At 68.0% G+C, this 23,064-nt stretch carries 23 protein-coding genes; 11 read left to right on the top strand and 12 right to left on the bottom strand.

What is annotated here, in order from left to right; translation table 11 throughout:
- Positions 1 to 22: 22 nt before the first annotated feature.
- From gcl to puuE, 4 genes are all read right to left on the bottom strand, one after another.
- Positions 23 to 1,798, bottom strand: coding sequence for a glyoxylate carboligase (gene gcl / locus P8934_RS03350; protein WP_278032927.1), 1,776 nt, complete (start codon positions 1,796 to 1,798; stop codon positions 23 to 25).
- Positions 1,799 to 1,989: 191 nt separating this feature from the next.
- Positions 1,990 to 2,475: an ureidoglycolate lyase gene (locus tag P8934_RS03345; RefSeq protein WP_278032926.1), complete on the bottom strand. Its 486-nt coding sequence runs from the start codon at positions 2,473 to 2,475 to the stop codon at positions 1,990 to 1,992.
- 9 nt (positions 2,476 to 2,484) lie between these two features.
- Positions 2,485 to 3,318, bottom strand: a complete 834-nt coding sequence (locus P8934_RS03340) for a bifunctional allantoicase/(S)-ureidoglycine aminohydrolase (RefSeq protein WP_278032925.1) — start codon at positions 3,316 to 3,318, stop codon at positions 2,485 to 2,487.
- Between the two features lie 222 nt (positions 3,319 to 3,540).
- Positions 3,541 to 4,479: an allantoinase PuuE gene (puuE, locus tag P8934_RS03335; RefSeq protein WP_278032924.1), complete on the bottom strand. Its 939-nt coding sequence runs from the start codon at positions 4,477 to 4,479 to the stop codon at positions 3,541 to 3,543.
- Positions 4,480 to 4,884: 405 nt separating this feature from the next.
- Here puuE and P8934_RS03330 point away from each other — a divergent pair, with 405 nt between their 5' ends.
- The 9 genes from P8934_RS03330 (at position 4,885) to P8934_RS03290 (ending at position 14,057) form a co-directional block, all read left to right on the top strand.
- Positions 4,885 to 5,631 carry an aspartate/glutamate racemase family protein gene (locus P8934_RS03330; RefSeq protein ID WP_278032923.1) on the top strand — a complete coding sequence of 249 codons (747 nt, stop codon included), beginning with the start codon at positions 4,885 to 4,887 and terminating at the stop codon, positions 5,629 to 5,631.
- A 143-nt stretch (positions 5,632 to 5,774) separates the two neighbouring features.
- Positions 5,775 to 7,154 carry an NCS1 family transporter gene (locus tag P8934_RS03325; RefSeq protein ID WP_278032922.1) on the top strand — a complete coding sequence of 460 codons (1,380 nt, stop codon included), beginning with the start codon at positions 5,775 to 5,777 and terminating at the stop codon, positions 7,152 to 7,154.
- 65 nt (positions 7,155 to 7,219) lie between these two features.
- Positions 7,220 to 8,677 carry an NCS1 family nucleobase:cation symporter-1 gene (locus P8934_RS03320; protein ID WP_278032921.1) on the top strand — a complete coding sequence of 486 codons (1,458 nt, stop codon included), beginning with the start codon at positions 7,220 to 7,222 and terminating at the stop codon, positions 8,675 to 8,677.
- A gap of 159 nt (positions 8,678 to 8,836) precedes the next feature.
- Positions 8,837 to 9,586, top strand: coding sequence for an FCD domain-containing protein (locus P8934_RS03315; protein ID WP_278032920.1), 750 nt, complete (start codon positions 8,837 to 8,839; stop codon positions 9,584 to 9,586).
- Positions 9,583 to 10,731 (top strand): galactonate dehydratase, encoded by a 1,149-nt coding sequence (gene dgoD / locus P8934_RS03310; protein WP_278032919.1) that lies wholly within the window; start codon positions 9,583 to 9,585, stop codon positions 10,729 to 10,731. Before P8934_RS03315 ends, dgoD begins: the two co-directional genes overlap by 4 nt.
- Positions 10,732 to 10,777: 46 nt before the next feature.
- Complete coding sequence (locus tag P8934_RS03305) at positions 10,778 to 11,548, top strand: SDR family oxidoreductase (RefSeq protein WP_278032918.1); 771 nt, start codon at positions 10,778 to 10,780, stop codon at positions 11,546 to 11,548.
- Positions 11,545 to 12,564 (top strand): 2-dehydro-3-deoxygalactonokinase, encoded by a 1,020-nt coding sequence (locus P8934_RS03300; RefSeq protein WP_278032917.1) that lies wholly within the window; start codon positions 11,545 to 11,547, stop codon positions 12,562 to 12,564. The genes P8934_RS03305 and P8934_RS03300 overlap by 4 nt, the downstream gene beginning before the upstream one ends.
- 3 nt (positions 12,565 to 12,567) lie before the next feature.
- Positions 12,568 to 13,182, top strand: a complete 615-nt coding sequence (locus P8934_RS03295) for a 2-dehydro-3-deoxy-6-phosphogalactonate aldolase (protein WP_278032916.1) — start codon at positions 12,568 to 12,570, stop codon at positions 13,180 to 13,182.
- Positions 13,179 to 14,057: an SMP-30/gluconolactonase/LRE family protein gene (locus tag P8934_RS03290; RefSeq protein ID WP_278032915.1), complete on the top strand. Its 879-nt coding sequence runs from the start codon at positions 13,179 to 13,181 to the stop codon at positions 14,055 to 14,057. The genes P8934_RS03295 and P8934_RS03290 overlap by 4 nt, the downstream gene beginning before the upstream one ends.
- Positions 14,058 to 14,064: 7 nt before the next feature.
- Here P8934_RS03290 and P8934_RS03285 read toward each other — a convergent pair whose 3' ends face one another.
- The 3 genes from P8934_RS03285 to uraH all read right to left on the bottom strand — a co-directional run bounded on the left by P8934_RS03285 (position 14,065) and on the right by uraH (position 16,484).
- Positions 14,065 to 14,796, bottom strand: a complete 732-nt coding sequence (locus tag P8934_RS03285) for a GntR family transcriptional regulator (protein ID WP_278032914.1) — start codon at positions 14,794 to 14,796, stop codon at positions 14,065 to 14,067.
- Positions 14,797 to 14,876: 80 nt separating this feature from the next.
- Positions 14,877 to 16,079, bottom strand: coding sequence for a urate hydroxylase PuuD (locus P8934_RS03280; RefSeq protein WP_278032913.1), 1,203 nt, complete (start codon positions 16,077 to 16,079; stop codon positions 14,877 to 14,879).
- A 51-nt stretch (positions 16,080 to 16,130) separates the two neighbouring features.
- On the bottom strand, positions 16,131 to 16,484 hold the full coding sequence (uraH, locus tag P8934_RS03275; protein ID WP_278032912.1) for a hydroxyisourate hydrolase: 354 nt from the start codon (positions 16,482 to 16,484) through the stop codon (positions 16,131 to 16,133).
- Between the two features lie 216 nt (positions 16,485 to 16,700).
- Between uraH and uraD the strand changes: the two genes are divergently transcribed.
- A complete protein-coding gene (gene uraD / locus P8934_RS03270; RefSeq protein ID WP_278032911.1) occupies positions 16,701 to 17,225 on the top strand; it encodes a 2-oxo-4-hydroxy-4-carboxy-5-ureidoimidazoline decarboxylase in 525 nt (174 codons plus the stop codon).
- A gap of 157 nt (positions 17,226 to 17,382) precedes the next feature.
- On the opposite strand, the gene P8934_RS03265 is transcribed toward uraD, so the two are convergent.
- Positions 17,383 to 18,846 (bottom strand): nucleobase:cation symporter-2 family protein, encoded by a 1,464-nt coding sequence (locus tag P8934_RS03265; protein ID WP_278032910.1) that lies wholly within the window; start codon positions 18,844 to 18,846, stop codon positions 17,383 to 17,385.
- Positions 18,847 to 19,008: 162 nt separating this feature from the next.
- Positions 19,009 to 19,872 carry a hypothetical protein gene (locus P8934_RS03260; protein WP_278032909.1) on the bottom strand — a complete coding sequence of 288 codons (864 nt, stop codon included), beginning with the start codon at positions 19,870 to 19,872 and terminating at the stop codon, positions 19,009 to 19,011.
- 261 nt (positions 19,873 to 20,133) lie between these two features.
- On the opposite strand from P8934_RS03260, the gene P8934_RS03255 reads away from it, so the two are divergent.
- On the top strand, positions 20,134 to 20,757 hold the full coding sequence (locus tag P8934_RS03255; protein ID WP_278032908.1) for a phosphoribosyltransferase family protein: 624 nt from the start codon (positions 20,134 to 20,136) through the stop codon (positions 20,755 to 20,757).
- A 104-nt stretch (positions 20,758 to 20,861) separates the two neighbouring features.
- Here P8934_RS03255 and P8934_RS03250 read toward each other — a convergent pair whose 3' ends face one another.
- From P8934_RS03250 to P8934_RS03240, 3 genes are all read right to left on the bottom strand, one after another.
- A complete protein-coding gene (locus P8934_RS03250) occupies positions 20,862 to 21,218 on the bottom strand; it encodes a phasin family protein (protein WP_278032907.1) in 357 nt (118 codons plus the stop codon).
- A 191-nt stretch (positions 21,219 to 21,409) separates the two neighbouring features.
- The gene (locus tag P8934_RS03245) at positions 21,410 to 22,099 is read right to left on the bottom strand and encodes a glutathione binding-like protein (protein WP_278032906.1); all 690 of its coding nucleotides are present in this window, start codon (positions 22,097 to 22,099) and stop codon (positions 21,410 to 21,412) included.
- A 25-nt stretch (positions 22,100 to 22,124) separates the two neighbouring features.
- A complete protein-coding gene (locus P8934_RS03240) occupies positions 22,125 to 22,832 on the bottom strand; it encodes a glutathione S-transferase family protein (protein WP_278032905.1) in 708 nt (235 codons plus the stop codon).
- Between the last annotated feature and the right edge of the window lie 232 nt (positions 22,833 to 23,064).

The raw sequence follows: 23,064 nt of genomic DNA, 5'->3' as shown, positions 1-23,064 counted from the left end.
ATAGTGTCTCGACAGTCCGCGGTCAGGCGGTGGCGGTGATGGCACTGGGGGCATCGGTAACGCCCTCGGCCAGCTCCTCGAACTCGTTGATGGCGTCGATCTCGGTGCCCATGGCGATGTTGGTCACCCGCTCGAGGATCACCTCGACCACCACCGGCACCCGGTGCTCGGCCATCAGCTCCCGGGCCTGGGCGAAGGCCGGGCCGATCTGCTCGGGCCGGGTCACTCGCAGTGCCTTGCAGCCCAGCCCCTCGGCCACGGCGAGGTGGTCGACGCCGTACTCGCCCAGCTCGGTGGCATTGACGTTCTCGAAGGAGAGCTGCACGCAGTAGTCCATGTCGAAGCCGCGCTGGGCCTGGCGGATCAGCCCCAGGTAGGCATTGTTCACCAGCACGTGGATGAAGGGCAGCTTGAACTGGGCGCCGACCGCCAGCTCCTCGACCATGAACTGGAAGTCATAGTCGCCGGAGAGCGCGACGATCTCGGCCTCCGGGTCGGCACGCCGCACGCCCAGCGCCGCCGGGATGGTCCAGCCCAGGGGGCCGGCCTGGCCGCAGTTGATCCAGTGGCGCGGCTTGTGAACATGCAGGAACTGGGCGCCGGCGATCTGTGACAGGCCGATGGTGCTGACATAGCGGGTGTTCGGGCCGAAGGCCTTGTTCATCTCCTCGTAGACCCGCTGGGGCTTGACCGGCACGTTGTCGAAGTGGGTCTTGCGCAGCAGGGTACGCTTGCGCTCCTGGCACTCCGCCGCCCAGGCCGTGCGGTCCTTGAGGCGGCCGGCGGCCTTCATCTCGCGGGCCACCTCGAGGAAGAGGTCGAGCGCCGCCCCGGCGTCGGAGACAATGCCGTAGTCGGGCCCGAACACCCGGCCGATCTGGGTCGGCTCGATGTCCACATGGACGAAGGTGCGCCCGCGGGTATAGGTCTCCACCGAGCCGGTATGCCGGTTGGCCCAGCGGTTGCCGATGCCCATCACGAAATCCGAGGCGAGCAGGGTCGCGTTGCCATAGCGGTGGGAGGTCTGCAGCCCCACCATGCCGGCCATCAGCTCATGGTCATCGGGGATCGCCCCCCAGCCCATCAGGGTGGGGATCACCGGCACCCCGGTGAGCTCGGCGAACTCGACCAGCCGGTCCGAGGCATCGGCGTTGATGATGCCGCCGCCGGCCACGATCAGCGGTCGCTCGGCCGCCTGGAGCATGGCGATGGCCTTCGCGGCCTGGGCCCGGGTCGCGGCGGGCCTGTAGGCCGGCAGCGGCTCGTAGGTGTCCGGGTCGAACTCGATCTCGCTCATCTGCACGTCGATGGGCAGGTCGATCAGCACCGGCCCCGGGCGCGAGGAGCGCATCAGCTGGAAGGCGTGCTGGAAGGCACGCGGCACCTGGGCCGGCTCGAGCACCGTGACCGCCCACTTGGTGACCGGCCCGGCGATCGCCTGGATGTCCACCGCCTGGAAGTCCTCCTTGTGCAGCCGGGCGCGGGGCGCCTGCCCGGTGATGCAGAGGATCGGGATGGAGTCGCCCGAGGCGGAGTAGAGTCCGGTGATCATGTCGGTGCCGGCGGGGCCGGAGGTGCCGATGCACACCCCGATGTTGCCGGCCCTGGTGCGGGTGTAGCCCTCGGCCATGTGCGAGGCCCCCTCGACATGGCGGGCCAGGACATGGTCGATGCCACCCAGCTTGCGCATCGCGGCATAGAAGGGGTTGATGGCGGCACCGGGTACCCCGAAGGCGACATCGATGCCTTCCTTGCGGAGCACGTGAACGGCGGCTTCAGCGGCTGTCATGCGGGTCATGACGCTTCCTCCTGTGAGGGGGTTGTTATTTTTGAAAAATATTTCTGTATACAGAGATTAGGCATCCCGCCGCGAGTCGTCAATATTTTATGGAAAGTATTTTCATATTTTTCCATTACAAAGAAATACCCAAGCCCACTCAGGGACTTGGGTATCAAAAAAGCAGCACACCTCCCCGCTCGGGCGGTGTGTCAGAGGGTCACGCGAACCGCCACCGGATGCTCGTCGCAGTTGTTACCTTCGCCGCCGCGGTCGACTACAAGGAACTCCCCTTCCCGCTCGAGCACCGACTGGATGGCGTGCCAGGTGCCGGCGTGGTAGTTGACCCCCTGGCGGCCGTCGGTGACGAAGGCGCGCACCTCGGCGGGATCGATCCGATCCCCCGGTGGTGCGACGACCACCACAAACCTTTCTTCATGGAGCGGCATGAAGGCCTGGCTGCCCAGCGGGTGGCGCTCCAGGAAGTCGAGCTCCAGCGGCATCGCCACCGGCTGGCTGACGAAGATGCTGATCAGCGTCCTCGCCTCCTCCCCCAGCGTCTCGACCCTCGCCAGGTCGTGGTAGCGACGGGTCCTCCCGGCGTTGATGGGAAACCAATCCGCACGACGCGTATCGATAACGTCGCCGAAAGGGGCGAAGGCGCCGGCGTTAAGCGGCTCGGCTTTCAGTTCCAGCATATCGACCTCCTAGCGGCCACCCAGGCGCAGCTTGGGGTGGCGATTGACGTCCTTGTAGAGCAGGTAGCGGAAGGGGCCCGGGCCGCCGGCATAGCAGGCCTGGGGGCAGAAGGCGCGCAGCCACATGAAGTCGCCGGCCTCGACCTCCACCCAGTCCTGGTTGAGGTGGTAGACCGCCTTGCCCTCCAGCACATAGAGGCCGTGCTCCATGACGTGGGTCTCGTCGAAGGGAATCACCGCCCCGGGCTGGAAGGTGACGATGTTGACGTGCATGTCATGGCGCACGTCGGCCGGGTCGACGAAGCGCGTGGTCGCCCAGCGCCCCTCGGTGTCCGGCATCTCGTTGGGCGCGATATCGTTCTCGTTGACCACGAAGGCCTCGGGCACCTCGATGCCCTCGACCCGCTCGTAGGCCTTGCGCACCCAGTGGAAGCGCACCGGGGCATCGGCCTCGTTCCTCACCTGCCAGTCGCTCCCCGGCGGGAGGAAGGCGTAGCCGCCGGGGACCAGGCGGTGGCGTTCGCCGGCCAGCGTCAGGGTCATCTCGCCCTCCACCACGAAGAGCACGCCCTCGGCCTCGGGATCGAGTTCGGGGCGCTCGCTGCCGCCCCCCGGGGAGACCTCCATGATGTACTGGGAGAAGGTCTCGGCGAAGCCGGAGAGCGGGCGCGCCAGCACCCAAAGACGGGTCTTTTCCCAGAACGGCAGGTTGCTGGTGACGATGTCGCCGAAGACGCCCTTGGGGATCACCGCATAGGCCTCGGTGAACACCGCCCGGTCGGAGAGCAGCTGGGTCTGGGGCGGATGGCCGCCGTGCGGGGCATAGTAGGTACGTTGTTTCATGGGGTGTCCTGAATTAGTGTGCGGCCGAAAGCCGTGCCCATGCCCGACAGCGCTCGAGGCTGTTCCGGCGACAGGTCTACGAGGGGGCGCTGTGAACCCCTCCCTGGGCGCTACCGATGCCATCCCTGGCATAGGACCCCCTCTACGACCTCCCCCCGGCGCCTCTCGCTTCGGGCAGCGGCAGTCCAAAAGACGTTAGCCGGGTTGTGCGCGCTATGTGACTCAGCGCGCCGGTGCCGGATGTTGCTCCGCCCAGTGGCGGGCGATATCCACGCGGCGCGCCACCCACACCCGGTCGTGGGCCTCGATATGGTCGAGGAAGCGCTGCAGGGCGCGGAAACGCCCGGGGCGGCCCAGCAGGCGACAGTGCATGCCCACCGAGAGCATCTTCGGCGACTCATCCCCCTCCGCATAGAGCACGTCGAAGGCGTCACGCAGGTAGGTGAAGAAGTGCTCGGCGGTATTGAAGCCCTGGGGGGCGGCGAAGCGCATGTCGTTGCTGTCCAGGGTATAGGGGACGATCAGGTGGTCGTGCTCCACGCCCTGGCTGTCCGCCTCGCGGGTCCAGAACGGCAGGTCGTCGCCGTAGTAGTCGCTGTCGTAGAGGAAGCCGCCCTCGTCGAGCACCAGCCGGCGGGTGTTGGGGCTGTCGCGACCGGTATACCAGCCCAGCGGCTTCTCGCCATAGAGGCGCTGGAAGATCGCCATCGCCTTCTTCAGGTGCTCACGCTCGACGTCTTCCGGCACCTCCTGGTAATGGATCCAGCGATAGCCATGGCAGGCGACCTCGTGGCCCAGCTCCTTGAAGGCATGGGCCACCTCCGGGTGGCGCTCCAGGGCCATGGCCACGCCGAACACGGTGAGCGGCAGACCGCGGCGCTCGAACTCGCGCAGGATGCGCCACACCCCGGCCCGGGAACCGTACTCGTAGATCGACTCCATGCTCAGGTGGCGATCGGGGAAGGCGGGGGCACCGATGATCTCGGAGAGGAACTGCTCGGAGCCCTCGTCGCCATGCAGCACGCAGTTCTCGCCACCCTCCTCGTAGTTGAGCACGAACTGCACGGCGATCCTCGCCCCGCCCGGCCAGTTGGCGTGGGGCGGGGTGCGGCCGTAGCCGATCAGGTCTCGGGGATAGTCGGATGAGCGGAGGTGTGTCATGGCGAAGCGTCCTGGTTGTTCTGGCACCCCTCTCCAACAAGAGCCGGAGCAAGGCGCATATCGTGTATACAATGCAAAGATAGAGTGTACCCATGTCATCCGCAACCCCTCGCCGATGGCCGGAACGATGATCCGCACCAGCCAGGCGTCGACTCTCGCATCTTGTATACTTAAACCTCTTATAAATGCCTTCACACGCACGCCGGCCGTGACCAGATACCGCGCCTGGATACCGGCGACATGTGAGGTCCTCACATGCCGATAAAATTAACCGCATGATTTTCAAGACTTAAATTTTCGATCGCGGCGCTACCCATCCAGACTTGCGGCCTGGGCTCGCGCAGGCTATTTTGTGTACAAAGACAGACAACCTTGTTCACGAAACAGCCCAGGAGAACCCGCGCCATGCACATCCGCGTCATCAACCCCAATACCAGCACCGAGATGACGGCGACGATCGGCGAGGCGGCGAGCCGCATCGCCTCACCCGATACCCGCGTCTCCGCGCGCCATCCCGACCATGGGCCAGTCTCCATCGAGAGCCACTTCGACGAGGCCGTCAGTGCGGTCGGCGTGCTCGAGGAGGTGCTGGCCGGGGAGCGCGAGGGCGCCGATGCTTACGTGATCGCCTGTTTCGGCGACCCGGGCCTGCTGGCCGCCCGCGAGCTGACCCGGGCGCCGGTGATCGGTATCGCCGAAGCCGCCTTCCACATGGCCACCCTGATCAGCACCCGCTTCTCCATCGTCACCACCCTGGGGCGCACCGGCATCATCGCCGAGCACCTGCTCGACCAGTACGGCTTCACCCACCACTGCCGGCGGGTGCGCGCCGCGGAGATCCCGGTGCTCGACCTGGAGGAGAACGGCGATGCCGCCCTGGTGAGGATCATCGACGAGTGCCGGCGGGCCCGCGACGAGGACAACATCGGTGCCATCGTGCTGGGCTGCGGCGGCATGGCCGACCTCACCGACACCATCAGCCGCGAGGTCGGCCTGCCGGTGGTCGAGGGGGTGACCGCCGCTGTCAAGCTGGCCGAGGCCTTGGTCGGCCTGGGGCTTTGTACCAGCAAGCATGGCGACCTGGCCTTCCCCCGGCCCAAGCCCTTCACGGGGCGCTTCGAAGGCTTCTCCCAGCTGACGCCGGAACGCTGACCGGCACGCTTCGTGCATCGATAGCCGTAACGAACAACCACAACGCATCGCGCCACAGGCGCACGCCACGCCGCAAGCCTTCCACGGCAGCGTCCTGCCGGAAGACAACCACAAGCACAGAAACGACTTGCGAGGACATCACCATGAGTCATCCCACTCCCGACAGCACGGCCGCGGGGATCACCGCCTCCCCCTCACCCGTCGCCGACCACGGCACCAAGGCCCCCGGCGAGGAGTCGCTGGCCCCGCAGCGAACCCGGATCATGGGGCGCGGCTCCTACTTCCTGGCCTGGTTCGGCGGCTGCGTCTCCATCGGCACCTTCACCATGGGCTCTAGCGTGGTGGGCACGCTGAACCTGATCCAGGCGACCCTGGCGATCGCCATCGGCTGCTTCGTCATCGGCATCGCCCTGGCCGTCAATGGCGCCGCCGGCTACAAGTACGGCATCCCCTTCATGGTGCAGGCGCGCAGCGCCTTCGGCTTCACCGGGACGCGGCTGCCGGGCCTGGTACGCGCCGTGCCGGCGGTGGTGTGGTACGGCTTCCAGAGCTGGATCGGCGCGGGCGCGCTGAACATGGTCTCGGCCACGCTGTTCGGCTTCGACAACCTGGTGTTCTTCTTCATCGCCTTCCAGTTCCTGCAGATCGGCCTGTCGGTGATGGGCTTCCAGGGCATCAAGTGGCTGGAGAACATCGGCAGCGCCTTCATCCTCGCCTCGCTGGTCTACATGTTCTACAGCACGGTGGTGCGCTACGGCGACGTGCTCTCCGCCAACCTGCTGACCATGGAAGGCTCCTGGGGCCTGCCCTTCTGGGGTGCGACCATGCTCTTCCTGGGCATCTACAGCACCATGATGCTCAACGTCGGGGACTATGCCCGCGAGCACAAGACCGGCACCGGCCAGGGCCTGCTGACCACCATCTACGCCATGTCGATCCTGCCCTGCACCCTGTTCATGGGCCTGATCGGTTTCATGGTCTCCGAGGCCACCGGCGTCGCCGACCCCATCCAGGTGTTCGCCAATGCCGTGGACAACACCCCGCTGCTGATGACCACCCTGCTGTTCATCGCCTTCGCCCAGGTCACCACCAACGTGCTCAACAACGTGGTACCGCCGACGTATGTGCTGATGGACATCTTCAAGATGAAGTTCCGCACCGCCACGGTGCTGGTCGGCCTGCTGGCCTTCGCCACCTTCCCCTGGAAGCTGGTGCAGCCCGACTCCGCCGCCGGCCTGCAGCTCTTCGTGCAGACCTACTCCGCCTTCCTCGGCCCGATCTTCGCCGTCCTGGTGGTCGACTACTACCTGATCCGCCGCCGCACCCTGGACCTGGGCAAGCTCTATGACGAGAACGGCCCCTACCGGGGCGTGAACCTGGCCGCCCTGATCGCCACCGCCGTGGGCATCGTCGCCGCCCTCACCTTCTCCTCCATCTCCTGGTACGCCAGCCTGATCCCGGCCGGCCTCACCTACTTCCTGCTGATGAAGCACTGGGCCCCCTGCCAGCGCTTCTGCCAGTAAGCAGGCACGACGGCTCGACCGCCTCCGGTCGAGCCGCCCGGGCAACAATGACAATGGTGACCGCGATGAAAGAGAGCGAACTGGACATCCAGACGATCGACCCGACGCTTTACAACGAGGACCTGGCGCCGCTGCCACATAGCAAGCGCAGCTGGGGTGCCTTCGAGATCTTCAATGTCTGGTCCAACGACATCCAGAGCCTGTTCGGCTACACCCTGGCGGCCTCGCTGTTCCTGACCTACGGGCTGAACGGCTGGGCGGTGATGGCCGCGATCATTCTGGCCGGCGTGATCGTGATGTACCTGGTCAACCTGACCGGCAAGCCCAGCGTGAAGTACGGCATCCCCTTCCCGGTGATGGTGCGCGCCAGCATGGGGGTGCGCGGTGCCAACCTGCCGGCGATGCTGCGGGCCATCATCGGCATCTTCTGGTACGGCGTGCAGACCTACTTCGCCTCCACTGCCGTGGCCCTGCTGATCACCGCCTTCGTCGGAACCGGCGACAGCAGCACCTTCCTGGGCCTCTCCGCCGTGGCCTGGATCTCCTTCGTGATCGTCTGGCTGTTCCAGATCGCGATCTTCTGGCAAGGCATCGAGCGCATCAAGCACTTCCTGAACTGGGCCGGCCCGCTGGTCTATGTGGTGATGGTGGTGCTGATGATCGTGGTGTGGTTCCAGGCCGGCAGCGACCTGCTGCCCGCGGTGAGCACCATCTTCAGCGCCGATACCGAACGCTCCGGCAGCGCCGTAGGCGCCTTCCTCGCCATCGTCGGCACCATGGTTGCCTACTTCGCCGCGGTAGTGATCAACTTCGGCGACTTCACGCGCTTCGTGAAGACCGAGCGCCAGATGAAGCTCGGCAACCTGCTCGGGCTGCCGCTCAACGTCGCCTTCTTCTCGTTCATTGCCCTGATCATCACCGCCGGCACCCTGGTGCTGTTCGGTGACGCCCTGACCAACCCGGCGGACATCGTCGAGCGGGTCGATTCCCTGCCACTGACCATCGTCGCGGCGCTGACCTTCTTCGCCGCCACCGTGGGCATCAACCTGGTGGCCAACTTCATCCCCCCGGCCTACGACCTGGCCAACCTCTTCCCGAGCAAGATCAGCTTCAAGGTGGGTGGCCTGATCACCGCCGTGCTGGCCTTCTTCGTCGGCGCCCTCTGGGTCTCGCTGATCAGCCAGATCGGCGTGCCCGGGTTCGTCAATGCCCTCGGCGCGGTCGTCGCCCCCTTCTATGGGATCATCGTGGTGGACTACTACCTGGTGAAGCGCCAGCACCTGGACATGCAGGAGCTGTTCTCCTCGGCTCCGGGCGGCGCCTACTACTACGTCAAGGGCTGGAACCGGCGCGCACTGCTGGCCTTTGGTGGCGCCGCCCTCTTCTCGATCTCCACCGTGCTGGTGCCGGCACTCTCCGGTCTCGACGGCTACGGCTGGATGATGGGGGCTGCCCTGGGCGGGCTCTTCTACTACGGCCTGATGCTGAGCCAGCGCCCGGTCGCCGTCACCAGCGGCACCTGAGACGAGCCCCCCTCCCTCACGACGCGCCCCGGGCCATGGTCCGGGGCGCGTCCTCTTGTACTCTTCCGTTCGACGCTGGATGCCTGTCCCGACAACCTGCCCCTTGCAAAATGTCTGACATTACTTACTATAAGGTCAGATATTCTGCCGGAACCGAAGATGCTCGACGATCTTGTCCTCCCCGCCGATGGTGGCGCCCCGGCGCTGGCGGCGGTCCTGGCCCGCGCCATCCTTTCGGGGCAGCTGCCGGCCGGGAGCGACTTCCCGCGGGAGAAGGACCTCTGCGAACGCTTTTCCGTGAGCCGCAACCGGGTGCGCAACGCCCTGGCCAGCCTGGTCGCCACCGGGCTGGTCGAGCGCACTGCGGGGCGCGGCAGCCGGGTCCGCGAGGTCACCGACTGGCACCTGCTCGATCCCCTGATGAGCGACTGGCTGGCCGGGCTGGCACATCCCGACCCGCGCCTGGTCCGCGAGATCCATGCCTTCCGCCTCTCCGCGGAGCCTCAGGTGGCCGAGCTAGCCGCCCTGTCGGCGGATGGCCGAGACCTGGCGCGCCTGGAGGCCGCCTTCGCGGGCATGCGCGACACCGCCGGCGCCGGCCTGCACCAGCAGCACGCCGAGCATGACGTGGCCTTCCATGCTGGCATCTACCAGGCCACCCACAACCTGGTGTGGCGCCAGATGGGGCACCTGCTGCGCCCCTCCATCATCGCGCTGATCCAGCACTCCCAGCACCAGGCCGACTCCCTGGAGGACAGCCTCGAGCGCCATCGCCGGGTGATGGAGGCAATCCGCCTGCGCCAGCCAGAGACCGCTCGCCGGGCGGCCCGGGCGGTGCTCGTGCGCACGGCGACAGACCTGGGACTGATCCCCGACTCCCCTCTCCCTTCCGAAGGACACCCCGCATGAAGATCACCCGACTCAAGACCTGGCAGGTGCCGCCGCGCTGGCTGTTCCTCAAGATCGAAACCGACGAGGGCTGCTATGGCTGGGGCGAACCGGTCATCGAGGGCCGCGCCGCCACCGTGGAGGCGGCCGTCCACGAGCTCGCCGACTACCTGGTCGGCCAGGACCCGCACCGCATCGAGCACCTGTGGAACACCCTCTATCGCGCCGGCTTCTATCGCGGCGGGCCGATCCTGATGAGTGCCATCGCCGGCATCGACCAGGCGCTCTGGGACCTCAAGGGACGCGACCTCGGCGTGCCGGTGCACCAGCTGCTGGGCGGCGCGGTGCGCGACCGGATGCGCATGTACGCCTGGACTGGCGGCGACCGCCCGGATGACGTGGGCGCCGGCGCCCGGGCCCTGGTCGAGCAGGGCTTCACCGCCTTCAAGATGAACGGCACCCCGGAGCTGCAGATCGTCGACAGCCACCGCAAGGTCGACGAGGCGGTGGCCCGGGTGGCGGAGGCCCGCGACGCCGTGGGGCCGGACGTGGGCATCGGCATCGACTTCCACGGACGGGTGCATCGCCCCATGGCCAAGGCGCTGCTGCGCGAGCTGGAGCCCTTCCACCCGATGTTCGTCGAGGAGCCGGTGGCCCCCGAGCACCTGCCCTGCCTCACGCAGATCGCTGGCGGCCTGGGCTATCCGCTGGCCACCGGCGAGCGGCTGCACACTCGCTTCGAGTTCCGCGACCTGCTCGCCGACGGCATGATCGACATCGTTCAGCCCGACCTCTCCCACTGCGGCGGCATCAGCGAGGGGCTGAAGATTGCCGCCCTGGCCTCGGCCCATGACGTGGCGCTGGCCCCGCACTGCCCGCTCGGCCCGCTGACGCTTGCCGCCTCCCTGCAGCTCGATGCGGTATGCCACAACGCCTTCATCCAGGAGCAGAGCATGGGTATCCACTACAACCGCGACAACGACGTGCTCGACTACCTGGTCGACAAGTCGGCACTGGCCATCGAGGAAGGCTTCTGCGCCATCCCCCGGGGACCGGGACTCGGCGTGGAGATCGACGAGGCCTTCGTCGAGGAACGCGCGCAGGTCGGCCACCGCTGGCGCAACCCGGTGTGGACACATGAGGACGGCTCCATCGCCGAGTGGTGAGAAACGCCGATCTGTTCAAGCGGTTCCGTGATTTCAGGAGAACAGCATGAGTTTCAGCTTCAATGATCTGACCTTCGGTGACCTGAAGGGCCAGAGCGTCTTCATCACCGGCGGTGGCTCGGGGATCGGCGCGGCGCTGACCGAGGGCTTCCTGGCCCAGGGCGCCAGGGTGGCCTTCGTCGGCCTCACTGACGCCAGCGAGTTCTGCGACGCCATGGAGGCGAAGTACGCCAACCGGCCGATGTTCATCGCGTGCGATATCCGCGACGTGGCGGCGCTCAAGGCCGCCGTCGCGCAGGCCCGCGAGGCCCATGGCCCGATCGGCGTGCTGGTCAACAACGCCGCACGGGACACCCGCCACTCGCTCGAGGAGTGGAGCGTCGAGGAGTGGGACGATTCCATCGCCACCAACCTGCGCCCGCAGTTCTTCACCGCGCAGGAGGTCGCGCCGGACATGCGCGAACTGGGCGGCGGTGCCATCATCAACCTGTCGTCCAACAGCGTTCACCTGGGCCTGTCCGGCTACCCGACCTATGTCACCGCCAAGGCCGGCATCCTGGGCCTGACCCGGGCGCTGGCCCGGGAGCTCGGCGGTGATGCCATCCGCGTCAACTGCCTGATCCCCGGCTGGGTGATGACCGAGCGCCAGAAGGCGCTGTGGGTCAACGACGCCGATCTCGAGGAGTGCCTGGCGCAGCAGTGTCTCAAGGAGGCGATCCCGGTGGAGGACATGATCAGCCCCTGCCTGTTCCTGGCATCACAGGCGTCGAGGATGATGACCGGCCAGGAGCTGATCGTCGACGGGGGCCGGGCATGAGCCAGGCCACGGGGATCGCCGAGCGCCTCGCCTGGATCGGCGTGGACTGGGGCTCCAGCAACCTGCGCGCCTGGGCCATGGCGGACGACGGGCAGGTGCTGGCCCGGGCCGGCTCAGAGCGCGGCATGCTGGCGCTGACGCCCGACGACTACGAGGCCACCCTGCTGGCGACGATCGGCGACTGGCTGCCCGACGACGGCCGCGTGCCGGTGCGGGTCTGCGGCATGGCGGGTGCTCGCCAGGGCTGGCGGGAGGCCGCCTACCTGCCGGTGCCGACACGGCTGGACGACCTGGCCCGGGGCGCGGTCAGGCCCGCCGTCGAGGACCCACGCCTGGACGTCGCGCTGCTGCCGGGACTCTGCCAGTACCCCGATGACGCCGGCCGCCGCTTCGATGTGATGCGCGGCGAGGAGACCCAGCTCGCCGGCCTGGCCGCCCGCGAAGGCGAGGTCTCGGGGCCCGTCTGCCTGCCCGGCACCCATGCCAAGTGGGCCCGCCTCGAGGCGGGCGCGGTCACGCGCTTTGCCACCTTCCTCACCGGCGAGCTCTATGGCCTGCTGGCCGGGCAGTCAGTCCTCCTGCACTCCCTGCATCACGGGCCGGGCGAGGACGACCTGGCCGAGCCCGGTTGCCGCGAGGCCTTCGTGGCGGCAGTGCAGGAGGTGGCGGCCGCCCCCGAGGCCTTCTCCACCCGACTGTTCGGCCTGCGCGCCCAGGACCTGCTGGACGGCGGCCTGCCGACGGGCCAGGCACGCGGCGCGCGGCTGGCGGCCCGCCTCTCGGGCCTGGTGATCGGCCTGGAGCTGGCCGGCGCCCGGGCGGTGCTGGCCGAGGGCGAGCGGGTCACCCTCGTCGGCGCCGAGACGCTCTGCTCCCGCTATGCCCTGGCCCTCGAGGCGCTGGGCATCGACTGCCGCCGCCTCGACGGCGAGGCCGCGGTACTGGCCGGCCTCGGGCTGGCCCACGCCGCCCTGGCCCATGACGCCCACACCCCTGACACGCGACCGGAGCCCTGATCCATGTCCCTTCCCCTGATCGGCATCCTGCGCGGCATCTCCCCCGACGAGGCCGTCGAGGTCGGTGAGGCGCTGCTCGCCGCCGGCATCGAGCGCATCGAGGTGCCCCTCAACTCCCCCGACCCGCTGGAGAGCATTCGTCGCCTCGCCGAGGCCCTGGGCGACCGGGCCCTGATCGGTGCCGGCACCGTGCTGACCCCGGGCCAGGTGCGCGACGTCTTCGCCGCCGGCGGACGCCTGGTCGTCTCCCCCAACTGCCGCACGGCGGTGATCGAGGAGAGCCGCCACCTGGTCATGGAATCCTGGCCCGGCGTGGTCACCCCGTCCGAGGCCTTCGATGCCCTGGACGCCGGCGCCACCGGGCTGAAGCTGTTCCCGGCGGTACAGGTCGGCATCGAGGGCATGCGGGCCATGCGCGCCGTGCTGCCGCCGGGCACCCGACTCTACGCGGTGGGAGGCATCGGCGTGGGCAACTTCGCCGACTGGCGGGCCGGCGGCATCGACGGCGCCGGCCTGGGCAGCGCACTCTACACCCCCGGCCTCACCCCCGCCGAGGTGGACGAACGGGCCAGGTCGCTGGTCGCCGCCTGGCGCGCGGCCGACGGGGACGCCTCATGAGCGGCATGACAGCCGAAGTGGCGATCGCCTGCGGCTGCGAACTGGGCGAGGGGCCCCAGTGGCACGCCGCCAGCGAGCGGCTTTACTGGTGCGACATCCTCGGCCCCCGGCTGCACTGGCTGGCGCCGGCCTCCGGCGCCACCGGGCATCATGAGCTCGACCGGATGGTCTCGCTGGCCGCCCCGCTCGAGGACGGCGGCCTGCTGCTGGTGGGCGAGGATCGTCTCGTTCGCTTCGACCCGCAAGGCGGACACGCCAGGACGTTCTGTGACTTCGAGGCCGACAATCCGTCCACACGCAGCAACGACGCCCGGGTCGACCGCCACGGCAGCCTCTGGCTCTCCAGCATGGGCAAGGGCGCCGAGCCCGGTGCCGGCAGCCTCTACCGCCTCCATCGCGGCGAGCTCACCCGACTGCGCACGGGCCTGACCATTCCCAACGCGATCTGCTTCTCCCCCGGGGGCGAGGCCGCCTGGTTCACCGATACCCCGAGCGGGGTGGTGATGCGCTGGGCGCTGGACCGCGAGGGCTGGCCCCTGGGCGAACCGGCCCCCTGGGCCGACGTCTCGGCGCAGCCGGGCAATCCCGACGGGGCGGTGGTCGATGCCGATGGGCACCTGTGGCTCGCCCTGTGGGGCGCCGGCCGGGTGGTACGACTGGACCCGAAGGGCCGCGAGGTGGACGCCATCGCGCTGCCGACCTCGCAGCCCTCCTGCCCGGCCTTCGGCGGGGAGCGCCTCGAGCGGCTCTACATCACCACCGCGCGGGAAGGCATGGACGAGGCCCGTCGCCGGGAGGAACCCGACGCCGGACACCTCTTCGTCGCCGACCCCGGGGTGCCGGGCCTCGCCGAGCCGGCGCTGCGCCTGGCCTGACGCGACCTCAGTCGGAGAAGATCCGGTGGAGGTCCGGCGCCTCCGCCTCCTCCTCAACGATGGAGAGGGAGGCCTCGATGGCCTTGAGGTGGCGCCCCATGAAGGCCTGGGCGCGTTCCCCGTTGCCGGCCTCCAGGTGGCCGATCAGGTCGTCGTGGTCGTGGGACTCGCAGCCCAGGTGGCCGGGGTTGCCATAGACGGCAAGGATCAGCGAGGAGCGCGAGCAGAGCCGCTCCACGAAGTCGGCCAGGGTAGCATTGCCGGAGATGCGCGCCAGCCGGGCGTGAAAGTCCGCCGAGAGCCGGATCGCCGTGCTCTGCTCGCCGGACTTCAGGGCCTGGCGCTCGCGCCGGGCCATGTCGCGGAGCGCGCGCAGGTCCTCCTCGGTGATGCGCCGGGCGACCTCCGGCATCAGGCCGCACTCGACCATCTGGCGGGCGTCGAACACGTCCTTGGCCTCGTCGGCCGTGGGCCGGGTCACGCTGGCCCCGCGGCGCGGCGTCAGCGTTACCAGCTGCTCCAGGGCCAGGCGCTGGAGGATCTTGCGGATGCCGGTGCGGCTGATGCCGAAGACCTCGGCCAGGGCGTCCTCCCGCAGGCGCGCCCCGGGCCGCAGGCGATGCTCGATGATGGCGTCGCTGATCGAGCGGTGGATCTCCTCGTGGCGCTCGGCGCCGTCCCCGTTCTTGCCCGGTCGGCCCGCGCCGCCGCGTTCGGCAACCGTCTGGCGCTGGTTCATCGAGTCCCCTCCTCCCCTGGTCATCTCCGGCATGCGCCATCATTGTATACATATCGCCGGCCTGCCGGCGACCGACCGGTTCACTCCTCCCAGGCGGCGATGACCGCACGCTCCTCGTCGGTCATCCCGGTCATGTTGCCCAGCGGCATGTAGCCGCTGGCCACCACTTCCTTGACCTTCGCCCGCTGGGCCCGCAGCTGTTCGGGGGTGTCATAGGCCATGCCGGCCGGCGGCGCGTTGAAGCCCGGCTGGCTCGGCTCGCGGGAATGGCAGGCCACGCAGCGCGCCTCGACGATCGCGTGCACCTCATCGAGGTCGGGCGCCACCGCGGCCGTGGCATTGGCCTGGCCGCCGCCGGCGGGTGCCGCGATCCAGAACGCCACCAGGAGCAGGGCCACCCCCGCCGCCGGATAGGCCGGGCGCTTGTGGCCGGCGTGCATCAGCACGAAGTACTGGCGGATCAGCGCGCCGGCGAAGATGAACAGCGACATGATCACCCAGGCCAGCTCATGGGAGTAGGCGAAGGAGTAGTGGTTGCTGATCATCAGCAGCACCACCGGCAGGGTGAAGTAGGTGTTGTGCACCGAGCGCTGCTTGCCGCGCTTGCCGTCCAGGGGGTTCGGCGTCTCGCCGGCCTTCATCGCCTTCACCATGCGGCGCTGGCCGGGGATGATCCAGAAGAAGACGTTGGCCGACATGGCAGTGGCCATCACCGCACCGGTGAGAAGGAAGGCGGCACGCCCCGAGAAGATCTGGCTGCTCAGGTAGGCCACCAGCACCATCATCACCGCCACGGCGATGCTCAGCAGGCCGTCGCGCTGCATGTCGGGGCTGATGCGCTTGCACAACTCGTTGTAGACCACCCAGCCGGCCAGCAGGAAGGCCAGCGCCACCACATTGGCCTGCCAGCCGCTCATGTTCGCCGCCCATGCCCAGTCACTGCCCGGGTTCACCAGGTAGAAGCTCGGGTTGACCATGTAGAGGATCACGAACAGGCCGAAGCCGGTGAGCCAGGTGGTATAGGCCTTCCAGAACGACCAGTGCAGGTCCTCGGGCAGCTTGTCGGGAGCGCTGGCGTACTTCTGGTTGTGGTAGAAGCCGCCGCCATGCACCGCCCACATCTCGCCGAAGACGCCCTTCTCCCGGTCCTCGGCGGCCTTGGGTTTGCGCAGGCTGTTGTCCAGCATCACGAAGTAGATCGACTCGCCGATCCAGGCAATGGCGGCGATGACGTGCAGCCAGCGCAGCATGAAGTTGGTGAAATCCAGCAGGTAGGCTTGCATGGGGGGCCTCGTCAAGCGTCTTGTTATGGGCGTATCGGGAGGGAAAGCCCCTCAGCTTCCGCGGTAGGTGGAGTAGCCATAGGGTGAGAGCAGCAGCGGCACATGGTAGTGCTGGCCGGCATCGGCCACGCCGAAGCGCAGCGGGATCACGTCGAGGAAGCGCGGCTCATCGGCCTCGACGCCCCGGGCGCGCAGGTAGTCGCCGGCATGGAAGAGCAGCTCGTACTCGCCGATGGCGAAGTCGTCGCCCTCCAGGAGGGGGGCATCGCAGCGCCCGTCATCGTTGGTGACGACCGCCTTGAGCCGGGTGCGGGTCTCGCCCTCGAGGCGGAAGACCTCGATGCGGATGCCCTGGCCGGGGCGGCCCTGGGCGGTGTCCAGCACATGTGTGGTCAGGTATCCCATGGGGTTCTCCTTTGCGTGTCGGATGGGTCGCTGCCTGGCGCTGCCCGCGGCGGGCAGGCCTCATCAGATTCGTAGTGAAGACAGTTTTAGCCTTTATCGGGGTACATTTCAAAATTTTTTTGTATACACTTTATGACAGAAGCCTCGAGATCCCTCGAGCGCCCCGCCACGGCCGGTGCGCCACCAGGCCGCCACACCAAGCAGAGGAGCCCCAGGATGACCGACAAGATCCTCACCCCGCCCCCCAGCCAGCTGGACCAGCAGGCCTTCGTGGCCCACTACGGGGATATCTACGAACACTCCCCCTGGGTCGCCGAACTCGCCTGGCAGCGCGGCCTCTCCCCCGCCGAGGACACGCCAGAGGGGCTGGCCGAGGTGATGGGAGCCGTGCTGCGCGAGGCGAGCCCCGAACGCCAGCTCGAGGTGATCCGTGCCCACCCGGACCTCGCCGGCAAGGCGGCGGTGGCCGGTGAGCTGACCGACGACTCCACCCGCGAGCAGGCCGGCGCCGGCCTTGACCAGTGCACGCCCGAGGAGCTGGCCCGCTTCGAGCGCCTCAACGCCGCCTACAAGGAAAAGTTCGGCTTCCCCTTCGTGATGGCCGTCAAGGGCAGCGACCGCCATGCCATCCTCGCCGCCTTCGAGGCGCGCCTGCCCAACGACCCGGCCGAGGAGCGCCGCACCGCGATCGAGCAGATCAACCGCATCGCCCGCTTCCGCCTGGACGCCCGTCTCGGCTGAGAGCGGCTATCCGGCACGACCGATCCCGGCGGCCCCGACGCGGGGCCGCCCACTGAGCCCCGAACGCAAGCGAGCAGCCAAGATGACGGCTGCTCGCTGGCTGGCATGCCGGGCGGGGCTTCCTCCCACCCGGCAGGGGGGACAAGGCGCGCCCGGGTCAGCCGCCCCGCGTGGCCCCCACGGCACGGCCCGTCCCGGCGCCTTCCCGCTCGGCAGCGCCGACCTTCCCGGCATGGGTGCCCCCATCGGCCTGGCCGGCGGCCTCGGCATCCGCCCTGGCGATCGCCTCGCGCTCCCGGGCCTCGTCGGCCAGCGAGGTGCGGGGCAGCAGGATATTGAGAACGAAGGCGGTGATGGCGGCCACCACGATGGGCGCCCCGCCGATCAGGTTCCTGAGTATCGGCGGGAACTGCTCGATCGCCGCCGGCACCTGGGCGATACCCAGGCTCAGCGCCAGCGCCAGCCCCACGATCGTCATGTTGCGGGCCGACAGCTCATCCTTGATGAGCAGCTGGATGCCGGTCATGGTGATCATCCCGAAGACGATGATGGTGGCCCCGCCCAGCACCGGGTAGGGAATGGTGGTCATGATGGCGCCGAACTTGGGGCTCAGGCCGGCCAGGATCATGAACAGGCCGGCAATGGCCAGCACGTAGCGGCTGATCACCTTGGTCATCGCCACGATCCCCACGTTCTGGCTGAAGGTGGAGGTCGGCAAGGCCCCGAAGAAGGCGCTCGCGGCCGTGGTCAGGCCGTTGCCCAGCAACCCGCCGGTCAGCTCCTTGGTCTTCAGTTCCCGGTTCATGCCGCCCACGGTGGTCGCGGATAGGTCGCCGATGGTCTGCACGGAGTTGATCACGCAGATCACCACCATGGACACGATGGCGGCGGCATGGAACTCCATCTCGAAGGGCATCACCTCCGGCACCGCGACCCACTTCGCTTCGACCACGGAGTCGAAGCTGACCATGCCCAGGGCCAGCGAGAGCAGGTAGCCCACCAGGATGCCGACCATGATGGCCGACAGCTTGACCACCCCCCTGCCGAACTGGGAGGCGACCAGTACCGTGAGCAACGTGACCAGGCCGACGGCCCAGTTGAGGGGCGCCCCGAATCCCGGCGCCTCGACGTTGCCGCTGCCGGCCATGTAGCGGATGGCGATGTCGTAGAGCGACAGGCCGATCACCAGCACCACGGTCCCCGCCACCACCGGCGGGAAGAGGTGTCGGATGTACTGGATGAAGTAGCCCACCACCATCATGGTGATGCCGCCGACCAGCTGGGCGCCGATGATGCCCTCGATGCCGAACTGCCCGCCCACGGCGATCAGCGTCGGCACATAGGCGAAGCCCACCCCGAAGATGGCAGGCAGGCGCGCGCCGAACTTCCAGACCCCGTAGAGGTGGAAGAGCGTGCAGACCCCGGAGGCCAGCACGGCGATCTGGATCAGCATCAGCTTCTCGGCGGGTGTGGCGCCCACCACGCCGGCGATGATGATGGGCGGCGTGATGACGCCGGCCACCATGGCGAGGACATGCTGGAGGGAGATCGGCAAGGCCTTGGCAAGCGGTGGCTTGCCGTGGAAATCGAAGATCGAGGTGTTGCGGGGGCTTGTCTGCATGGGTAGGACCACTGCTGTTATTGTCGTCAAGATTTGTATACAAGAAACCCTGGCATACTGTCGCACACTTTGGAATCCACTTGCTCACAAAGTCGTACGCAGGCATGGCCCGGGGCCCCCGCCCGCCGTCATTCGGACGGGGCCCCGTGATCGCCGCTCGTGCTAGAGGTGCCACTCCAGCTGGAACATCAGGGCATCGGTGTCCACGCCCGGCTTGCCGTGGTTGCCGAACTTGTTGAGCCAATACTCGTAGCCGGCGCCGACCCAGAGGGTGTTCTCGCCACCCCCGGCCAGCCGCCCCACGTCCAGCATCAGGCTGGACCGCATCAGCTGCTCGGCCTCGGTGGCCGCCCCGAAATAGTCGTCGCCCTTCTCACCGTTGAGGTTGAAGAAGCCCTGGAACTTCATCGGCAGCGCGCCCGCCTCGAACGGCAGCCCCCAGGCCAGGTTGAGCTGGTAGTAGGGGTCGAAGGCGAGGCTGTTGCGGTTGCCGGGCAGGCCACAGGCGTCGAGGCCACAGTGGTTCCACTCACGGCTGTAGAAGAGGCTGAGGTCGACGAAGCCGCGCGGCACGTCGAACTTGAGGGTCGGCCCCACCACCAGCTGGCGCTTGCGCGGTGCGAAGGCCGTGTTCTTGGTATTGAGATCGACCCCGGCCGTCAGGGCCAGGTCCCTGACAGGGCCGAAGGCGATCGGCGATGCGAGGAGCTTGCCGGCGTGGAGCTGGTGCCGGTAGACGAGGTAGGCCTCGGTGGCGCCGCTGCTGCTGCCGCTGGCCGGGTCGGCACTGTCCGACTGCAGCAGGTCGAGGTTGAGGAAGTGCTGGCCCAGTGAATAGCCGCTGGCATGGGTGACCTGCAGGACGTGCTTTGCCACCTGGTGGGGATTGCCGGGCTCGTGGAACTGGGTGCCGTAGCGGTAGCCGATGGCGGTATCGCTCCAGTCGGCCGCCTGGGCCGCCCCGGTCGCGAGGGTGGCCAGCAGCGCCAGGCCGGCGGCGGCCTGGCGGACGGGTCGATCGAGCATGGGAAGCATCTCCGGTTGTTGGTGTTGTCGCGAGACGATCCTGCCGGGCAGGCGTGGGCCGGCGGTGCCTGGTCGACACTATAGTCGACACTCTGCCCGACAGAATGTCCTACACTACACAAACATTTTGTATACCGGAAATATTTTCCAATAAGTACATTGCAGGTAGGGCAAGACCGACATAGGCACCGCACGAGCGTTTCGCACCGCGTGCAGGGCGACCTACACTGGAGACACGTCTTCCCAACGAGGAGCATCGTCATGTTCCGTGATCGACTCGATGCCGCCGAGCGCCTGGCTCGACGCCTCTCCCACCTGAAGGGGCACGACCCCCTGATCCTGGCCATTCCGCGGGGCGCGGTGCCCATGGGCCGGCTGATCGCCGATGCCCTGGAGGGCGACCTGGACGTGGTGCTGGTACGCAAGCTGGGGGCGCCTGGCAATCCCGAGTTTGCTATCGGCGCGGTCAGCGAGGATGGCAGCGTGGCGCTGGAGGAGACGGCGCGGCGCTACCGCGAGGAGGCGGTGACCCGCGAGACGGAGCGGCAGCGCGCCCTGCTCGAGGAGCGCCGCCGACGCTATACGCCGGTGCGTGCCCCCATCGACCCGAAGGGGCGCATCGTGGTGGTGGTGGATGACGGCAGCGCCACCGGGGCCACCATGGCGGCGGCGCTGAGCACCCTGAGATCACGGGGTCCCAAGACGCTGATCGCCGCCATGGGGGCGGCACCGCCGGATACCGTGGCACGGCTCGAGGCCCTGGCCGACGAGGTGGTCTGCCTGGAGACGCCCTGGAACTTTCAGGCCGTGGGGCAGTTCTTCGCCGACTTCGGGCAGGTGGAGGACGAGGAGGTCATCGCGCTGCTGGGCAGCGAGCACGGCTGAGGCGGCCAGCAGGCCCACAAGAAAGAACACGGGCGCCACCCGAGGGTGACGGCCCGTGAAAGCCGGCCGGGGCCGGCGCTTGCCATGCTCGATGGCCAGGCGTCTTACTTGGCTGCCGTGGTGGCGGCCTTGATGCCGTCCTCGGCGAGCTTCTGGCTCTTCTGGACGTACTCCTGGCTCAGGCTCATGACCTTCTCGGCGTCGCCGCGCAGACGCTCGCCCACGTCCTGGCTGGCCTTCTGCTGGGACTCAACGACCGCCTTCAGGCTGTCGGCATCACGCACGTCCAGCCAGCCGCGAGCCTGGGCCAGGCCCATGTCGGCCAGGGCGCGCACCGCGTCGAACTGGGCGGCGACCAGCTTCTCGGTGTAGTCGAGGTTGAGGGCGCCGAAGTTGCGTGCGGGTGCCACGAACATGGACTCGAACTGTTCGGTGGCCTGTTGGGTGGTTGCCTTGCTCATGAAACACCTCCATCTGTGGTGGGACCCCGGGGCCTACCGCCCCGTGCTGCATTGCAACATAGCAGGCCTTTTTGTGCAGCGCAACATGCAAGAATGGGAGGGGTATTACAGGTCTTTCGCCATGTCATCAGCCATGAACCACGACGCCCGGCCGGGGCCGGGCGTCGTGGGGAGGGACGACAGGGTGTCGTTCAGTGCTCGCCGAACAGGTGGCGGCGGGCCTCCTCGTCCATCTCCACCCCGTTGCTCGGGTTGACCCGCTCGACCAGCGCATAGGCCCGCTGCACCGCGGGGCGTGCCTCGATGGCCCGCATCCAGCGCGATACCTCGGGAAACGCCTCGATGTCCTGCCCCTGCTTCTCCCAGGACCTCACCCAGGGGTAGGTCGCCATGTCGGCAATGGAGTAGGCGTCGCCTCCCAGGAAGTCGTGGTCCTGCAGGCGCCGGTCCAGCACGCCGTAGAGACGGGCGGTCTCCCGGACATAGCGTTCGACGGCGTAGTCGATGGTCTGCGGCGCATAGTGGCGGAAATGATGGGCCTGACCGGCCATGGGCCCCAGCCCGCCCATCTGCCAGTAGAGCCACTGCAGTACCACATAGCGCTCGCGCCCGGCAGCGGGCAGGAAGCGGCCGGTCTTGTCGGCCAGGTACTCGAGGATCGCCCCCGACTCGAACAGCCCCAGGGGCTGGCCGCCGTCCGCCGGCGCCCGGTCGACGATGGCCGGGATGCGGTTGTTGGGGGCAATCGCGAGGAACTCCTCGGCAAACTGCTCGCCACGGCCGATATTGACCGGCTTGACGACATACTCGAGCCCCGCCTCCTCCAGGAAGATCGAGACCTTGTGCCCGTTGGGCGTCGTCCAGTAGTAGAGGTCGATCAACGTTCTGCTCCTCGGGCCCTTCGCCTCAGCGATAGGCCCCCTCGATGTCGGTGATGCGCAGGGCCTTGCGCCCCAGGCCACCGTGCTGGTCGAGCATGCGCTCGAGCCAGCCATGGACCGGGTCGGCGTTGGAGACCAGGTCGGCACTGGAGACGCAGCGTGCCCACATGAAGCTGCCGAAGACCAGGTAGTCGGCGCCGGCCGGGACCTCGCCGTCGAGGTAGTCGGCCTCCTTGAGCCGGCCGCGCAACGGCTCCAGGGCCGCATCCAGTTGAGCCAGGCCCTTGGCCGGGGAGTGGAACTCCTCGAGGGTTCGACCGAAGCGCTTCTCGCGGGTCTCGCGGAAGTAGGCCCGGTCGTCGGGGTGGATGGCATTGAGCAGGTCCATGATGATGGTGCGCATCATCGCCGGGGCCAGTGAACGTTCGGCATAGTGCTTGAAGAAGCGTCCCCGCGCCTCGGCCAGTCCCTCGCCCAGCAGCGGCGCCTCGGGATAGGTGCGGTCGAGGTAGCGCAGGATCTCGTAGCTGTCGGTGACCACCGCGTCGCCGTCGACCAGCACCGGCACCTTGTCATGGTCGGCGAAGGCCAGGGCCTGCTTCTCGGTAAACCGCCAGGGCCGCGTCTCGACCTCCAGCCCCTTGTGGGCCAGGGCGTAGCGTACGCGCCAGCAGAAGGGCGAGAAGCGTAGCCCCTCATCGATGCCGCAGAGATCGTAGAGCACCCGTGTCATGCCATCTCCTCGTATCCGGTCATGGGTAAGGCCCGATAGTGCCAGCCTTTGCCGGACACCGCCAATGCCGTCGCAGGCGTGTCGCCCGACGACGGCAACTTGTCCATTAGTCTAATATCCTGCACGGGTGCAAGAAGGTGCCGCCTGCCGGCATGCCACGGAAGCCCCTGAATCATCGGCTATTTCATGGAAATCTGGTGGACATGGACGCCCGCAAAGATTGGTCATACCA

The organism is Halomonas sp. CKK8 (assembly GCF_029625235.1).
Taxonomy (GTDB): Bacteria; Pseudomonadota; Gammaproteobacteria; order Pseudomonadales; family Halomonadaceae; genus Halomonas; species Halomonas ventosae.
Note: the sequence above shows the minus strand (reverse complement) of the source record. Positions and strands in the feature narration are given on the sequence as shown.

Excerpts from the sequence above, each read along its gene's own strand:
- gcl (WP_278032927.1), bottom strand. The coding sequence starts at position 1,798 with ATGACCCGCATGACAGCCGCTGAAGCCGCCGTTCACGTGCTCCGCAAG.
- P8934_RS03345 (WP_278032926.1), bottom strand. The coding sequence starts at position 2,475 with ATGCTGGAACTGAAAGCCGAGCCGCTTAACGCCGGCGCCTTCGCCCCT.
- P8934_RS03340 (WP_278032925.1), bottom strand. The coding sequence starts at position 3,318 with ATGAAACAACGTACCTACTATGCCCCGCACGGCGGCCATCCGCCCCAG.
- puuE (WP_278032924.1), bottom strand. The coding sequence starts at position 4,479 with ATGACACACCTCCGCTCATCCGACTATCCCCGAGACCTGATCGGCTAC.
- P8934_RS03330 (WP_278032923.1), top strand. The coding sequence starts at position 4,885 with ATGCACATCCGCGTCATCAACCCCAATACCAGCACCGAGATGACGGCG.
- P8934_RS03325 (WP_278032922.1), top strand. The coding sequence starts at position 5,775 with ATGAGTCATCCCACTCCCGACAGCACGGCCGCGGGGATCACCGCCTCC.
- P8934_RS03320 (WP_278032921.1), top strand. The coding sequence starts at position 7,220 with ATGAAAGAGAGCGAACTGGACATCCAGACGATCGACCCGACGCTTTAC.
- P8934_RS03315 (WP_278032920.1), top strand. The coding sequence starts at position 8,837 with ATGCTCGACGATCTTGTCCTCCCCGCCGATGGTGGCGCCCCGGCGCTG.
- dgoD (WP_278032919.1), top strand. The coding sequence starts at position 9,583 with ATGAAGATCACCCGACTCAAGACCTGGCAGGTGCCGCCGCGCTGGCTG.
- P8934_RS03305 (WP_278032918.1), top strand. The coding sequence starts at position 10,778 with ATGAGTTTCAGCTTCAATGATCTGACCTTCGGTGACCTGAAGGGCCAG.
- P8934_RS03300 (WP_278032917.1), top strand. The coding sequence starts at position 11,545 with ATGAGCCAGGCCACGGGGATCGCCGAGCGCCTCGCCTGGATCGGCGTG.
- P8934_RS03295 (WP_278032916.1), top strand. The coding sequence starts at position 12,568 with ATGTCCCTTCCCCTGATCGGCATCCTGCGCGGCATCTCCCCCGACGAG.
- P8934_RS03290 (WP_278032915.1), top strand. The coding sequence starts at position 13,179 with ATGAGCGGCATGACAGCCGAAGTGGCGATCGCCTGCGGCTGCGAACTG.
- P8934_RS03285 (WP_278032914.1), bottom strand. The coding sequence starts at position 14,796 with ATGAACCAGCGCCAGACGGTTGCCGAACGCGGCGGCGCGGGCCGACCG.
- P8934_RS03280 (WP_278032913.1), bottom strand. The coding sequence starts at position 16,079 with ATGCAAGCCTACCTGCTGGATTTCACCAACTTCATGCTGCGCTGGCTG.
- uraH (WP_278032912.1), bottom strand. The coding sequence starts at position 16,484 with ATGGGATACCTGACCACACATGTGCTGGACACCGCCCAGGGCCGCCCC.
- uraD (WP_278032911.1), top strand. The coding sequence starts at position 16,701 with ATGACCGACAAGATCCTCACCCCGCCCCCCAGCCAGCTGGACCAGCAG.
- P8934_RS03265 (WP_278032910.1), bottom strand. The coding sequence starts at position 18,846 with ATGCAGACAAGCCCCCGCAACACCTCGATCTTCGATTTCCACGGCAAG.
- P8934_RS03260 (WP_278032909.1), bottom strand. The coding sequence starts at position 19,872 with ATGCTCGATCGACCCGTCCGCCAGGCCGCCGCCGGCCTGGCGCTGCTG.
- P8934_RS03255 (WP_278032908.1), top strand. The coding sequence starts at position 20,134 with ATGTTCCGTGATCGACTCGATGCCGCCGAGCGCCTGGCTCGACGCCTC.
- P8934_RS03250 (WP_278032907.1), bottom strand. The coding sequence starts at position 21,218 with ATGAGCAAGGCAACCACCCAACAGGCCACCGAACAGTTCGAGTCCATG.
- P8934_RS03240 (WP_278032905.1), bottom strand. The coding sequence starts at position 22,832 with ATGACACGGGTGCTCTACGATCTCTGCGGCATCGATGAGGGGCTACGC.